Origin of the sequence: Bordetella genomosp. 9 (assembly GCF_002261425.1) — a bacterium.
Lineage (GTDB): Bacteria > Pseudomonadota > Gammaproteobacteria > Burkholderiales > Burkholderiaceae_B > Bordetella_C.
In genome coordinates this window covers 474,497-488,355 of sequence record NZ_NEVJ01000001.1, presented here as the reverse complement: position 1 = coordinate 488,355, position 13,859 = coordinate 474,497, and the positions used below count along the sequence as shown (strand labels likewise).

12 protein-coding genes, 1 tRNA gene and 1 pseudogene are annotated in these 13,859 nt (G+C 65.4%); 2 read left to right on the top strand and 12 right to left on the bottom strand.

The window, feature by feature from the left end; all coding sequences use genetic code 11:
- Positions 1 to 56 precede the first annotated feature (56 nt).
- From CAL26_RS02150 to ychF, 3 genes are all read right to left on the bottom strand, one after another.
- Complete coding sequence (locus CAL26_RS02150) at positions 57 to 1,718, bottom strand: carboxylesterase/lipase family protein (protein WP_094845279.1); 1,662 nt, start codon at positions 1,716 to 1,718, stop codon at positions 57 to 59.
- 191 nt (positions 1,719 to 1,909) lie between these two features.
- Positions 1,910 to 2,755: an Abi family protein gene (locus tag CAL26_RS02145; RefSeq protein WP_218831495.1), complete on the bottom strand. Its 846-nt coding sequence runs from the start codon at positions 2,753 to 2,755 to the stop codon at positions 1,910 to 1,912.
- 329 nt (positions 2,756 to 3,084) lie between these two features.
- On the bottom strand, positions 3,085 to 4,176 hold the full coding sequence (gene ychF / locus CAL26_RS02140) for a redox-regulated ATPase YchF (protein ID WP_086063093.1): 1,092 nt from the start codon (positions 4,174 to 4,176) through the stop codon (positions 3,085 to 3,087).
- A gap of 223 nt (positions 4,177 to 4,399) precedes the next feature.
- Here ychF and CAL26_RS02135 point away from each other — a divergent pair, with 223 nt between their 5' ends.
- Positions 4,400 to 5,650 (top strand): TIGR03862 family flavoprotein, encoded by a 1,251-nt coding sequence (locus tag CAL26_RS02135; RefSeq protein WP_094845278.1) that lies wholly within the window; start codon positions 4,400 to 4,402, stop codon positions 5,648 to 5,650.
- Positions 5,651 to 5,727: 77 nt separating this feature from the next.
- Here the strand turns inward: CAL26_RS02135 and CAL26_RS02130 are convergent, their stop codons facing one another.
- The 9 genes and pseudogenes from CAL26_RS02130 to CAL26_RS02090 all read right to left on the bottom strand — a co-directional run bounded on the left by CAL26_RS02130 (position 5,728) and on the right by CAL26_RS02090 (position 12,978).
- Positions 5,728 to 6,057, bottom strand: coding sequence for a hypothetical protein (locus CAL26_RS02130; protein WP_256987879.1), 330 nt, complete (start codon positions 6,055 to 6,057; stop codon positions 5,728 to 5,730).
- 154 nt (positions 6,058 to 6,211) lie between these two features.
- Positions 6,212 to 6,979, bottom strand: a complete 768-nt coding sequence (locus tag CAL26_RS02125) for a CPBP family glutamic-type intramembrane protease (RefSeq protein WP_094845277.1) — start codon at positions 6,977 to 6,979, stop codon at positions 6,212 to 6,214.
- 2 nt (positions 6,980 to 6,981) lie between these two features.
- Positions 6,982 to 7,578, bottom strand: coding sequence for an aminoacyl-tRNA hydrolase (gene pth / locus CAL26_RS02120; RefSeq protein WP_094845276.1), 597 nt, complete (start codon positions 7,576 to 7,578; stop codon positions 6,982 to 6,984).
- 117 nt (positions 7,579 to 7,695) lie between these two features.
- Positions 7,696 to 8,319, bottom strand: a complete 624-nt coding sequence (locus CAL26_RS02115) for a 50S ribosomal protein L25/general stress protein Ctc (protein ID WP_094845275.1) — start codon at positions 8,317 to 8,319, stop codon at positions 7,696 to 7,698.
- Between the two features lie 118 nt (positions 8,320 to 8,437).
- Positions 8,438 to 9,388 (bottom strand): ribose-phosphate pyrophosphokinase, encoded by a 951-nt coding sequence (locus CAL26_RS02110; RefSeq protein WP_179283214.1) that lies wholly within the window; start codon positions 9,386 to 9,388, stop codon positions 8,438 to 8,440.
- 114 nt (positions 9,389 to 9,502) lie between these two features.
- A tRNA-Gln gene (locus CAL26_RS02105) sits at positions 9,503 to 9,576 on the bottom strand.
- Positions 9,577 to 10,521 (bottom strand): 4-(cytidine 5'-diphospho)-2-C-methyl-D-erythritol kinase, encoded by a 945-nt coding sequence (gene ispE / locus CAL26_RS02100; RefSeq protein WP_094845274.1) that lies wholly within the window; start codon positions 10,519 to 10,521, stop codon positions 9,577 to 9,579. It abuts the tRNA gene before it with no gap.
- A gap of 3 nt (positions 10,522 to 10,524) precedes the next feature.
- Entirely contained in the window at positions 10,525 to 11,094 is a 570-nt protein-coding gene (gene lolB / locus CAL26_RS02095; RefSeq protein ID WP_094845977.1) for a lipoprotein insertase outer membrane protein LolB, read from the bottom strand.
- A gap of 2 nt (positions 11,095 to 11,096) precedes the next feature.
- A pseudogene (locus CAL26_RS02090) lies at positions 11,097 to 12,978 on the bottom strand (tetratricopeptide repeat protein).
- On the opposite strand from CAL26_RS02090, the gene mutM reads away from it, so the two are divergent.
- Entirely contained in the window at positions 12,977 to 13,804 is an 828-nt protein-coding gene (mutM, locus tag CAL26_RS02085) for a bifunctional DNA-formamidopyrimidine glycosylase/DNA-(apurinic or apyrimidinic site) lyase (RefSeq protein WP_094845272.1), read from the top strand. The pseudogene CAL26_RS02090 and the gene mutM sit on opposite strands and share 2 nt — an antisense overlap.
- Positions 13,805 to 13,859: the final 55 nt, after the last annotated feature.

The following is a 13,859-nucleotide window of genomic DNA, read 5'->3' as shown; positions in this document are numbered from 1 at the left end:
ATGTTATGCGGCGAACAGAAGGCCTATGCCACGCAAACGTGCGTACCGCGCACAAGTCACCCCTTCACAAAGGCGGATCGCGAAACGCTGTACTCGTAGTACGGCAGCCCCTCCAGCGCGCCTCGCGACCCGCCGCCGGGATCCTTCAGGAGCTGGCTGTCCATGCTCAACGCCATCGTCTGGCGATCGCCATCTCGGTATGGCGCCCAATGCGGCAGCGTCGAATTGCCGGGATTGCCCGTGCGGGCGAATGTTGCCCAGGTGGCCATTATGCGTCGGGTCATGGGTTCGATGTCCGCGCCGGTACCGACCTGCGCCTCGGCCGCCTTGGCCGTGCCGAAGATGAACGGCACCTCGCCGGTATGCGGCGTATGGATGCGCCCGCCCTGTATCGGCGTCTGCCGCGCGAAGACATAGGCATAGACCGGCGCCTGGCCCGCCGCGGCCTGCAGCGACGCCACCTTGAGCGTGTTGCGCTTGAACAGGTAGTCCGTCGTGATCGTCATCAGGATTTCGCTGGGATCGTAGGCCGGGTATTCCGATCGATAGGCTTCGACCAGCGCGTCGACCCGAGCTGCATCCGTCTTCAGGAAATGCTGCAGCCTGCGCTGTACGTCCGCCATGCCCAGCGAAAAATTGTTGGGATCGACCTGCAGGTAGTAAGTGCTTTCCGTATTGGCATTGCCGATCAGCAGCGGAATGTGTGCCGACATGGCCGGCGCGTCCGGATAGTAGGGATCGCGCAGGAAGTTGCGCCCGTCGACCACCGGCCGGAAGGGATCGGCGACGCGCTTGAGCGCGGCGACCAGCTTGTCCATCGGCACCTGCTGCAATGCCGCGCCGTCCACCGATTGCATGTCCAGCGCCGATGCCAGCGCATGCGCCTGCCGCGCGGCCTCATCCGGGCTGTCGATGCGCATGCCGCCGGAGCAGCTCTGCACGATGGCCTTGTGGAACAGGCCCTGGGCCGCCGGCATTCCCATCAGGGCAATGACCTTCGCGGCGCCGCCCGACTGGCCGAACACCGTGACGTTGCCCGCATCGCCGCCGAAGGCCGCGGCGTTGTCGCGCACCCAGCGCAAGGCCTGCAGAATATCCAGCACGCCGGCGCTGCCCGCATCGGCGAAACGTTCGTCCTTGTCCTCCAGCCACAGATAGCCGAAGGCGTTCAGGCGGTGGTTCACGGTCACGACGACGACATCCTGCGCGGCCGCCAGGTTGGTCCCGTCGAAGCCCGGCGCGGTCCCCGCGCAGCTCGACCACGAACCGCCGTGCAGCCACACCATGATGGGCCTGCGCTTATTGTCGTTCACGCCGGGCGTGAAGACGTTCAGGAACAGGCAGTCTTCGTTCGTGGGCTGTATGGCCGTGTACCAGGCGTAGAACGGGTCTTGCGTTTCCGCCACTTGGGGGCAGGAAGCGCCCCATTGCGTGGCGTCCTGGATGCCGCTCCACTTACGCGGCGGCCGTGGCGGCAGGAAGCGATACTCGCCGCCCGTGGTGTCGCCGTAACGCATGCCCTTGAAGACATGCACGCTGCTGCCCGAGGCGCTTGCATAGACGCTTCCACGGACCTTGCCGTTGGACGTCTCGACCACCGACGCCGCTGCCCACGCCATGCGCGGCACCAGCGACACCATCACCGCGGCACTCGTCGCCGCCGATGCATGCTTAAGAAAGGCGCGCCTGTCCAGCGCACCGCGTGTTGCAGTCTCCATCGTCCAGCTCCTTTGCTCCGCTTGTCCCAACGGTCGCCGGTGCGACCGGCGGAGTGATGGTATTGCGAAGCAGGGGAGCTGTGCTTTCGGCAGACTGAATAATGGGAATCTGGCGAGCCAAGTAGTTCGACATACTCTCACTATTCAACGTATTGCCTGACCCATTGGGCGGGTAGCGGTAGACCGTTGATCTATGTCGCCTGCATCGGGTCTCGGTCGTGCCAGATTGGCAGATCGTCCCAATTGTCCGGGAAGCCCATGCCGGCGACAGGAATGTCATGTCTCGCAATCAGCTCCCTCAGACGGAGTCGCCAGTGATGTGCGGGCGCGATCACGTCCATGCAGTGGAGAAGTATGACCAGCGCGTTGTAGACCTTCCGTGAACCCGTCTGAAATTGAGCCGGCAATCCCGCCGGCTTACTCCGCGGCAGCAGCGGCGTGATGGTGAACTCGCGGTTCCACAACCGGCCATGATGAGCGCAAGTATTACGCACCAAGGAAAGATGCCGCAACCAAGATTCAAGCACGCGTTCGTCCAACCCGTATACCGCAGCCACGGCGCGGCGCGTGGCCATGGGTTTCAGATTGTCGTACCACCGGGATAGCAACCCAAGCGACATCACTTCGCACACCGCCCACACCGGTGGCATCGCTTCAACATAAGTGTTGCGAAGATGTTTGATAAAAGCTTCGTCAGAACGTGAAACTTCCAACCCTAGCTTATCGAGATTCGCCTGCCAACGATGGGGCTTGAATGCTAAAGCCACGTCCAGGTGCGCATGCGGACCGTGGTGATGAGCCAACTGGTAAGCCCACTGGCTACGCACCGAGACTTCGACGCGTTCGATGGCATCCAGCACCAACAGGCGCAATTCACGATCGAATACATAGAGATTCAGCACCTGTGAAAACCTAGTGCCCGGCCGAAAGATGTGGGTGGCGTGATCTGCCTCAAACGGCAGCCAGTACGCGCCCAAGCGGTAATAATTGATGTGTTGCAGATAAAACTCGGCGGCTGCCGGGTCATCGATGACCATGCCGCGCTCTCGCAGCTAGGCAACCTGCTGGGCGTACGTAGTGGCTGGTTTACTAAACGGACGCTTCATCACACAACCGGTGTCCACTCGGCCCACGGCTATGGACGCACCAAAAAGTAACCCGCCGGTTTGAGGATACGCTCGCGCGCATAGCCTTGGCGGGTTTTGTTGTTTAAGAGTATATGTCGTACAGAGGCTTCGGGCAAGTAACCATGCGGACTCGAGGCACTCGCTAGCACAGCGTGGGTCGCTCACTACACGGTGCTTGACGAAACCTCACCCTTCCCCGGACGGCCCACTCCAGGCCCCTCGTCGAACTCTGGACAAAATCAGACGTTGAACAAGAAGTTCATCACGTCCCCATCCTGCACCACATACTCCTTGCCTTCCGCGCGCATCTTCCCCGCTTCCTTCGCGCCCTGCTCGCCCTTGCACGCGATGTAGTCGTCATAGGAAATCGTCTGCGCGCGGATGAACCCACGTTCGAAGTCGGTATGGATCACGCCAGCAGCCTGCGGCGCCGTCGCGCCTATCGGGATCGTCCACGCGCGCACTTCCTTCACGCCGGCGGTGAAGTAAGTCTGCAGGCCCAGCAGCTTGAACGCCGCCCGGATCAGCCGGTTCAAGCCCGGCTCTTCCATGCCCATATCGGCCAGGAAAGCCGCGCGGTCTTCTTCGGGCAGGTCGACGATTTCCGATTCGATGGCCGCGCAGATCGCCACCACCGGTGCGTTGCGCGACTTGGCGAATTCGGTCAGGCGGTCCAGCAGGGGGTTGTTGGTGAAACCGTCATCGCTGACGTTGCCCACATACATCGCCGGCTTGGACGTGATGAAGCACAGCGGCGCGATCAGGGCGCGCTCTTCCTGCGTCAGGTCCACCGAGCGCACCGGCTTGGCCTGGTTCAATTGGGCGATGCATTTTTCCAGCGCCGCCACCAGCCGCTGCGCTTCCTTGTCGCCGGAGCGCGCGGTCTTGTTGTAGCGATGCAGCGCTTTTTCGGCGGTCTGCAGGTCCGCCAGGGCCAGTTCGGTCTCGATGACCTCGATGTCGGCGATGGGATCGACCTTGCCGGCGACGTGGATCACGTTGGGATCCTCGAAGCAGCGCACCACGTTGACGATGGCGTCCGTCTCGCGGATGTGCGACAGGAACTGGTTGCCCAGGCCTTCACCCTGGCTGGCGCCGGCAACCAGGCCGGCGATGTCGACGAATTCCACCGTGGCCGGCAGGATGCGCTCGGGCGACACGATCTCCGCCAGCTTCTGCAGGCGCGGATCGGGCACTTCCACCACGCCCACGTTCGGCTCGATGGTGCAGAACGGATAATTTTCCGCCGGGATGCCCGCCTTGGTCAGGGCGTTGAAAAGGGTCGATTTACCGACATTCGGCAGGCCGACGATGCCGCATTGCAGAGCCATGGAGAACCTATAAAAGTATCGAGGCGCCGCATGCCCAGGCGGGCGGGCGGTCTGCCCGATTCGCCCCGGAAATCCGGCAGCGTTCATGTGGGATGGCGCACAGGCACGAAACGCGGATTGCCATGTTTCGTCCGCCAGGAAACCAGTGATTTTAACCGGTCGGCGCGATGGCAGTGACGACCTCGAAATCACGGCTCCGCGGCCAAGCGTCTAAACTCCCCGCATGTCTCATCCCCCCACCCGCGTCGCCATTGTCGGCGGCGGTCCTGCTGGCCTGGCGGCCGCCGAAGTCCTTGCCGAAGCCGGCATGGGCGTCGACCTGTTCGACGCCATGCCGTCGCTGGGCCGCAAGTTCCTGATGGCCGGCCGGGGCGGGCTTAACCTGACGCATAGCGAACCGCTGGACGCATTCCTGGCGCGCTACGGCGCCCGGCAGGGCGAGCTGGCGCCGCTGGTGCGCGCCTTCGATCCGCGGGCGCTGTGCGATTGGGCCCGGGGCCTGGGCGTTGAAACCTTCGTCGGTACGTCCGGCCGCGTTTTCCCGCGCGAGATGAAAGCGGCGCCGCTGCTGCGCGCCTGGGTGCATCGGCTGCGCGAGCACGGCGTAGTGACGCACGCGCGGCATCGCTGGGTCGGCTGGGAGGGCAGTGGCCGGCTGCGCTTCGCCACGCCCGACGGTGAGACGACGCACGAGGCCGCCGCGGTCGTCCTGGCGCTGGGCGGCGGGAGCTGGGCCAGGCTGGGCTCGGACGGCGCCTGGATCTCGCTGCTGGCTGAACATGGCGTCGCCATCGAAGCGCTGAAGCCGTCGAACTGCGGTTTCGACGTGGCATGGTCGCAATTCTTCCGCGACAAGTTCGCGGGCGAACCGGTCAAGAATGTCGTCGCCAGTTGCATGGCCGACGATCCGATCAAAGGCAAGGCTGGCGCGACCCTGCGCCGCCGGGGCGAATTCGTGGTCAGCGAGCACGGCGTTCAGGGCAGCCTGATCTATGCCTTGTCCGCATCGCTGCGGGACCAGCTCGAACGCGATGGCCGTGCCACGCTGACGCTGGACCTGCTCCCCGACCGCGGCGCGGAACGGGTGCTGGAGGATGTCTCGCACCCGCGCGGCGCACGTTCGTTGTCATCGCATCTGCAAAGCCGCGTCGGCATCGCCGGCGTAAAGGCCGCGCTGCTGCGGGAAGTGCTCGACAAGGAAGCGATGCTGGACACCCGCCGGCTGGCCCAGGCCATCAAGGCCTTGCCGCTGGTCCTGACCGCGACCCGCCCCATCGATGAGGCGATCAGCACGGCCGGCGGCGTGCGCTTCGATGCGATGGACGCGAACTTCATGCTGAAGCGCCTGCCTGGCGTGTTCTGCGCCGGAGAGATGCTGGACTGGGAGGCGCCCACCGGGGGCTATCTGCTGACCGCCTGCATCGCCAGCGGCCGCGCCACGGCGAGGGGTGTCCTGGGTTGGTTAAGACACTGACCAGGCGCGCGTCAAGACCTGATCAAGACCTGATCGAGACCTGATCAGACCCGGATCAAGCCCAGACCAAGACCCGATCAAGGCCGGATCACCGCCGTCCCGTTGATCGTAATCCCGGGCCCGGCCGGCGCGACCGGATACACGGGCACCACCACCGGCTCGACGTACTTCTGCGGCTTGCATTTGCGTTGTTCCTGGTACTCGCCGTTTTTCTTCCACTTGCGCTTGACCTCGCAATCGCCATCGCGATACTGATCCTTGTGCTTGCCCTTGTAGTTGTCCGTGTACTCGCGGCCGTCGGCGATGACGTAGCCCTCGTCCGGTTCGCGTTTATCCCGGTCCGCTTGAGCCGAGCCCAGCGGCAGCAAGGCGCATGCGAACAGGCTGGCGGCGACTAGTTTTTTCATGGCATACCCATCCCGGTTGCAGAGCACCGAATGGTACGTGCCCATCCGCGCGCGGCCATGTCGCGTAGTTACAGACCCCGACCGCCCATTGCGACGCCCCACAAGAACGCGGCTCGCGTGACAAAACGTCGCAACCACAGGACCCTCAGTCGGTCTACGACACGATCTCCGGCGCCCACTTCATCAGCGCCAGCACCAGCAGCACCGGTCCCGCATTGAACATGGCGTGCATCATGATCGACGCGCCGATGCCGCGACGCGTGCGCATCCAGCTCAACACCAGCCCGGTCAGCCATTGCGGCAGCACCAGCAGCGGCATCAGCCACAACGGCGTGTGGTTCAGATAGAAATTGCCCAGATGCATGCCAGCGAACACCAGCGTCGCCGAATGCAGTATCCACGGGAAGTAGCGCACGTAGCGCCGCCGCCAGTCCCAGCTCCATTCCCGGCGCGCCGCGCCGCCGTCCCGCTGGGTCCACGCGATGGCCGCCAGTACCAGCACCACCAGCGCCGCGGTCCAGGGGTTCGGCCCCTTCAGCAGGGGCCAGATCATCAAGGGCACCACCCACAAGGCCTGCACCGGTCGGCGCAGGCCATAGCGGAACAGCATTTCCTCGACGATGGGCGCCCATACGATCGCGGTGAACCACGGTATCGCGCCCATCTCCAGCTTGTGATGGGCGCCGCCCAGGGTCGCCACCGCGACGGCCAACGGCCCCAGCGCGAAGAGGTTGATCACCCAGAGCATGGCCACCCAGGCCAGCAGCCGGCGCGCCCGCACGGGCGGCAGCCAGTCGGCGCGCTGCCCGCGCCCCAGGCGGTGGGGCGGCAGGTGGCGCAGCGTGGGCCGCCGCAGGAAGCGCCAGAAATCCGCGATGTCGGCGCGCAGGCGCGGCAGGGTGCCGCCGATGTGCCGGCCCATGGTCAGGCCTCGTTCGCGCGATGCAGCTGCTGCGTGGCGCGCGTGAAGTCGCCGTCCAGCAGCATGGGGATAACGGCTCGGCAACGATCGATGACGGCCTCGATGGCGGTCATTTCCTCGCGGCGCGGCTGGTGCAGCACGAAATCGGCCACCTGCTGGGCCAGCCCCAGCGTGCGCGGATGGCCGATGCCGATGCGCAGCCGCCAGAACGCCGGGCTGCCCAGCGCGGCCTGGATATCGCGCAGGCCGTTATGGCCCGCATGGCCGCCGCCCTGCTTCAGCTTGACCTGTCCCGGCAGCAGGTCCAGCTCATCATGCAGCACCAGTATCTGCTCGGGCGCCGTTTTGTAGAAGCGCGCGAGCGCGCCGACCGACTGTCCGGAACGGTTCATGTACGTCATCGGCTTGAGCAGCACAACGTTCTCGCCGCCATGGCGGGCCTTGGCGACGAAGCCGTTGAACCCCTTCTCCATCGCGAAGCTGGCGCGCAGATCGTCGGCGATATGGTCGGCCAGCCAGAAGCCCGCGTTGTGGCGGGTGGTTTCATATTCGGGCCCGGGATTGCCCAGGCCGACGATCAAGCGGATGGGTGTGGACATGACTGATGGATGGCGGTGCGGAAAAGAAAAACCCCGCGTATGGTAGACCACACGCGGGGTTCGTAGTGCGCAGCCAGGCCGATGGCCCGGCTGGCGCGACGTGCACGACTAGGGCGATCAGGCAGCCGGGGTGGCGTCGCCGCCTTCGGCTTCTTCGTCACCAGCGTCGGCCGCGCCACCCTTGACCAGCGCGGACGCCAGCACCGGGTTGGTGTCGCCGCCGTGCGACATATAGGTGACGCCCTTGGGCAGCTGCACATCCGACAGGTGCAGCGAAGCACCGCCGATCAGCTTGGACAGGTCGACTTCGATGTACTGCGGCAGGTCGCCCGGCAGGCAGGCGACTTCGATTTCGTTCAGCACGTGGGTGATGATCGCGCTGCTCAGCTTCACGGCCGGCGAAACTTCGGCGTTCATGAAGTGCAGCGGCACCTTGGTATGCAGGACCTTCGAAGAATCCACACGCTGGAAATCGACGTGCAGCACTTGCTGTTTGTAGGCGTGCCATTGAACGGCGCGCAGCAGCACCTGCTCGCCCTTGCCGCCTTCGACTTGCATGTCGAGGATGGAGGAGTGGAACTCTTCCTTGCGCAGGGCGTGGTAGATCTCGTTGTGATCGAGTTCGATGTTCAGGGGCTGGCTGCCCGCACCGTAAACGATGGCGGGAACCCGGCCCGCGCGGCGCAGGCGGCGGCTCGCACTCGAACCCTGGACGCTACGCGCAGTGGCGTTGAATTTCATGGAGGACTCCAAACATGGAACACCTGGGTGTTCCTGAAAAAAACACGGCCGCACCATGCGGACCGTGGCTTTGCTTACCCGCCGCGACCAGCGGGCAAGCAGAAGACGGGAAGCGGACTCAGTCGGCGAACAGCGAGCTGACCGATTCCGCGTTCGAAATACGCAATATCGTTTCGCCCAGCAGGCCGGCGCACGACAGCTGGCGGATCTTGCCGACGGAGCGGGCATGCTCGGACAAGGGAATGGTGTCCGTGACGACCAGCTCGTCCAGGTCGGACGCCTGGATGCGGTCGACGGCGCCGCCCGACAGCACGGGATGGGTGCAATAGGCATACACCGCGCCGGCGCCGCGCTCCTTGAGCGCCTGGGCCGCCTTGCACAGCGTGCCGGCGGTATCCACCATGTCATCCATGATGATGCAGGTGCGGCCGTCGACTTCGCCGATGATGTTCATGACTTCCGACACATTGGCGCGCGGGCGCCGCTTGTCGATGATGGCCAGGTCGGCTTCCAGCTGCTTGGCCAGCGCGCGGGCCCGCACCACGCCGCCGATGTCGGGCGACACGACGACCAGGTTGGCGAAATTGCGGCGCCAGATATCGCCCAGCAGGATCGGGCCGGCGTAGATGTTGTCCACCGGGATATCGAAGAAACCCTGGATCTGGTCGGCATGCAGGTCCATGGTCAGCACGCGGTCGACACCGGCGACCTGCAGCATATTCGCCACGACCTTGGCCGAAATGGCCACGCGGGCGGATCGCGGACGGCGATCCTGGCGCGCATAGCCGAAATACGGAATGGCGGCGGTGATGCGGCCGGCGGACGCGCGGCGCAGCGCATCCACCATGACCATGATTTCCATCAGGTTGTCATTCGTCGGCGCACAGGTGGGCTGCAGAACGAAGACATCCTTGCCGCGGACGTTCTCGTTGATTTCCACCATGACTTCGCCGTCGGAAAAGCGACCGACGGACATCTTGCCCAGCGACATGTCCAGATGATTGGCCACATCGACGGCCAGCCGCGTGTTCGCGGTGCCGGTGAAAATCATGAAACTTTCTTTTGTCATGATGCAGACGCTTAGTTCGTTTCGAACAGTCGTTTCGAAGACAAACAAAAAAGCTGCTGAACCTGGGCCGGCGAGGCGGGCGTGTTCAACAGCTTTTTCTATAGATATGTTGGGCTGGGGAGGAAGGATTCGAACCTTCGCATGCCGGAATCAAAATCCGGTGCCTTAACCAACTTGGCGACTCCCCACTAGCTTGCAATCCAGTGCCGCAACGGATGCTCGATCAACCCAGGACTCGCCTGCACCAACCGGAACCGCACAGGCGATTCACGCACTGCCTGCGACTTATCCGCCATTTTACCGGCGTCGCGCATTGTAGCGGCTATTTTTCGCTCCGCCAAAATCGCCGCCGGCATATCGGGAAATTCGGCGAACAGACACGCACCGGAACCCGACATCCGCGCAACGATTCCAACATCCGAGCTTGCCAGCCATTCAGCGGCCCGGGAAACTTCCGGAAAACGCTTGTAGACCACAGGCTCCATGTCGTTCCGGCCAAACATTGCGTTTGAAGGCAATTCGCCGAAAACTGTCGAAGCGAGAAAGTCCGCTATTGTGATACATGCCGTATCCCTTGTCAAATCCGGATCACCGAATACGACGGGCGTCGGCACGCTGGCGTCGGGCTGGGCCACCACATAGGCGCGCTCGGGCAGCGGCACGGCGGCCAGGGCGTCGCCTATGCCTTCGGCGAAGGCCGACTGGCCGAATATGAAGACGGGCACGTCGGCCCCCAGGGGCAGCGCCAGGCGCATCAGTTCGGCGCGCGACAGCCCCGTATTCCACAAGCGGTTCAAGGCGATCAGCGTGCTGGCGGCGTCGCTCGATCCGCCGCCCAGGCCGCCTCCCATGGGTATGCGCTTTTCCAGCCCGATGGACACGCCCTGGCGCGTACCCGTGGCGGCCTGCAGCGCGCGCGCGGCGCGCACGGTCAGGTCGCTGTCCTCCGGGACGTCCGGCAGGGGATCCACGCGCGCCACCTTGCCGTCGGCGCGCGCTTCGAAATTCAGCGTGTCCGCCAGGCCGATGAAGCGGAATACCGTCTGCAGCAGGTGATAGCCGTCGGCGCGGCGGCCGACGATGTGCAGGAACAGGTTGAGCTTGGCGGGCGCCGGGACATCGTAGAGATTCATGGCTCAGGAAGGATCGACGACCAGTCGCAGCAAAATGCGGCGATCCGGTTCGCGTCGTTCCAGCACCAGGACCTGCGGCCCCATGTCGTCATAGCGCGACAGCCTGGCCTGCCAGCCGCCTTGCTCGAAAGACGCCGGGCGCTGCGACGCATCGCGCTGCACCTGGGCCGCGGGCGGCTGGTCCGGCAACCGTCCGCGCAGCCAGTCGCGCAAGCCCGAGACGGGAATGCTGCTGCCCAGCGCATCGGCGACCAGGGCATCCGGGTCGGCGGCCTGCAAACGGGTGCCGTCGGATTTGGTCAGCACCGCCATGCCGGGCTGGCCTTCCACGCGCGCCTGCGTCGAGCCCAGCGGGTTGGTCAGGTCCAGGACGTAGCGGCGGCCGTCGTCCAGCCAGGAAAAACCACCCTGCAGCGCGTCCTGCTTGCCATCGTCGTAAGTGACGGTCAGCGCGAAGCGACCGACCCGGGAGAATTCCGCGGCGCCGCCCTTGCCGGCGATGCGGCCGGGCGTCACGCAGGCCGCCAATAGCAGGCAGAGCGCCGCCGCGAGGACGGCGCGCCAACGTGCCAGGATCACAACGAGACTCCCAGGCGCTTGAGGGTGTCGCGCAGCGTCTTGTTGTTCGGATCCTTGCGGGCGGCGGCGGCGAAGATCGCGCGCGCCTCGTCCTTGCGTCCCTGCGCCCACAGGACTTCGCCCAGGTGGGTGCCGATTTCCGGTTCCGGACGGCGCGAATAGGCCCGCTGCAGATAGGTCAGCGCCGACGCGTTATCGCCCAGGCGGTACTTCACCCAGCCCATGCTGTCCATGATGTAGGGATCGTCGGGCGACAGGTCCAGTGCCTGGGTGATCAGCTCCTGCGCCTCCGGCAGGCGCATATTGTGGTCGGCCAGCGTATAGCCCAGCGCGTTGTAGGCGTGGGCGTGATCCGGATCCAGCGCGATCACCTGCCGCAGCAGGCGCTCCAGGTCGGCGATCTTATCCTGGCGCTCGTACAGCATCGCCAGTTCGTATTTGATTTCCACCGTATCGGGAATGGCCCGGTCGGCGCCCGACAGCAAGGCCACCGCCTGATCGGTCCGGTCGGCGTCGCGCAGGATCTGGGCCTTGGTCAGCACGCCGAGCACGCGCTCTTCCTCATCCTGCGGGTTGGCCTGGTCCACCATCTTCAGGGCGGCGTCGATATTGCCCTGCTTGGCGCGCAGGGTCGCCTGGCGCATGCGGGCCTGGTAGCGCATGGCCGGATCGTCGATCCTGCCCAGTTCGGCGATGGCGTCGTTGTAGCGGCCCTGGTCTTCGGCGATCCGGGCCAGCAGGATGCGCGCATCGGCGGCCGCGCCGGGCGCGTCCGACGAGCCGGGAATCAGCGCGTGCTGGCGCTGGTTCTGCACATCCAGATACTGTTCCAGGAAACCGCGGGCGTCATCCAGCCGACCGGCCTTGTAGGCCAGTTGCGCCTGCATGAACATCAGGTCGAAGTCTTCGGGCGACCGGCGCGACATCGCGCGCAATTCCGCCAGGGCGCCGTCGTAATCGCCCATATCGGACAACTGGCTGGCCAGCATCAGCCGCAGGCGCCGGGCGTCGGGGTGCCTGGCGATGAAGGCGCGCGCGTCGGCGGTGGCCTGGCGCGGGTCGACTTTCATGCCGTATTCCAGGACGCGCTGCGCGGCGGCTTCCGACTTGGGATCGGCCTGCTGCGCCGCCTGCGCTTCCTGCAGGGCGCGGGCGTTGTCGCCAGCGGCCTGCGCCACGTCGGCCAAGGCCAGATGCGCCGCGGGCAGCTTGCGCGTGGCCGGGCTCAGAGCCTGGTCGAGGATGGCCAGCGCGGTCTTGCGGTCGTTGATGCGGCCCAGTACCGCCAGGGCCTGGGCGATCGCGGCGGTCTTGTCCGGCGCGGCGTCGATGCGCTTGCGCAGCGCTTCGCCCAGGCCGGCGGTCTGGCCGTTGGCGGCGGCCAGGGCCAGTTCGGTGGTGCCGGCTTCGGGATCGTTGGGCGCCAGGCGCGACCAGACGCGGGCGGCTTCCAGCGCGCCCTTCAGGTTGCCGCCCGCCAGATAGAACTCCAGCGCGCGGCGCGCCACGCGCGGATCGGCGACGTCATTGGCCAGGCCGAGCATGGTCGAGGCGGCCGTGCCGTACATGCCACGCTGCGCGGCGATTTCCGACGCGAGGATCCGATAGAGGATGCCGGAAGTCAGACGCACGTAAGGCAGCTGGCCTTCACGCAGGCGGATGACATCGGGTTCCTGACGAGGCGCCCGCTGCACGCGGGGCGCGATGGTGTCGGCGGTATGCCTTTCCGCGGCCTGGGCCGGCAAGGAATACGCGCCGGCCAGCGCCAGCATCAGCGCGGCGAACCCATATTTGATATGCATATGCGACGACTTCACGCGTCCCGTCCGATAAATGGCACAATCTGTACACGCAACTGATCATCTTACACTGGCTGATGCCTGAACTGCCCGAAGTCGAGACCACTCGGCGGGGAATCGCGACTGTCATGACGGGCCGGCCGCTTGTCCAGCTGGTCGTAAGAGAACCCCGCCTGCGCTGGCCTGTCCCGGCCGACCTTCCCGATACATTGTCCGGCCGCACCGTCCTGGAATGCGGCCGCCGCGGCAAGTACCTGTTGCTGCGTTTCGAGCACGGTACGCAAATCGTGCACCTGGGCATGTCGGGATCGCTGCGCCGGGTGGTGGAAGGCGAAGCGCCGCGCCGCCACGACCACGTGGAATGGATCTTCGAACACGCGACCCTGCGCCTGCACGATCCGCGCCGTTTTGGTGCAGTGCTGTGGCATCCCGCGGACGCCGGACCGGTCGAGTTCCATCCGCTGCTCGCGCGGCTAGGCATAGAACCTTTCGACCCGCGTTTCGGCGGGCAATGGCTGCACGACCAGTTCCGCGGCCGGGCGGCGCCGGTCAAGCAACTGCTGCTGGCTGGGGAAGCGGTGGTCGGCGTAGGCAATATCTACGCATCCGAAAGCCTGCACCGCGCGGGCATACACCCGGCCGCGCCGGGGCGGCGGCTGTCGCTGGCGCGTTGCGAGCGCCTTGCGCAGGCCATCCGCCAGACGCTGACCGATGCCCTGAATTCCGGCGGCAGCACGCTGCGCGATTATGTCGGCGCGGGCGGGGAGCCCGGCAGCTATTTCGACATCCACGCCGCCGTCTACGAACGCGCGGGGCAGCCGTGCCGTGTATGCGGGACGGCGATCCGCCGCATCGTGCAGGGCCAGCGCGCCACTTACTATTGCGTCAAATGCCAGCGCGCCTGAAGCGCCGCCCGCCCCCAGGTCGGCACGGCGGGCAAGCTCGCGACGCCTGACTGGC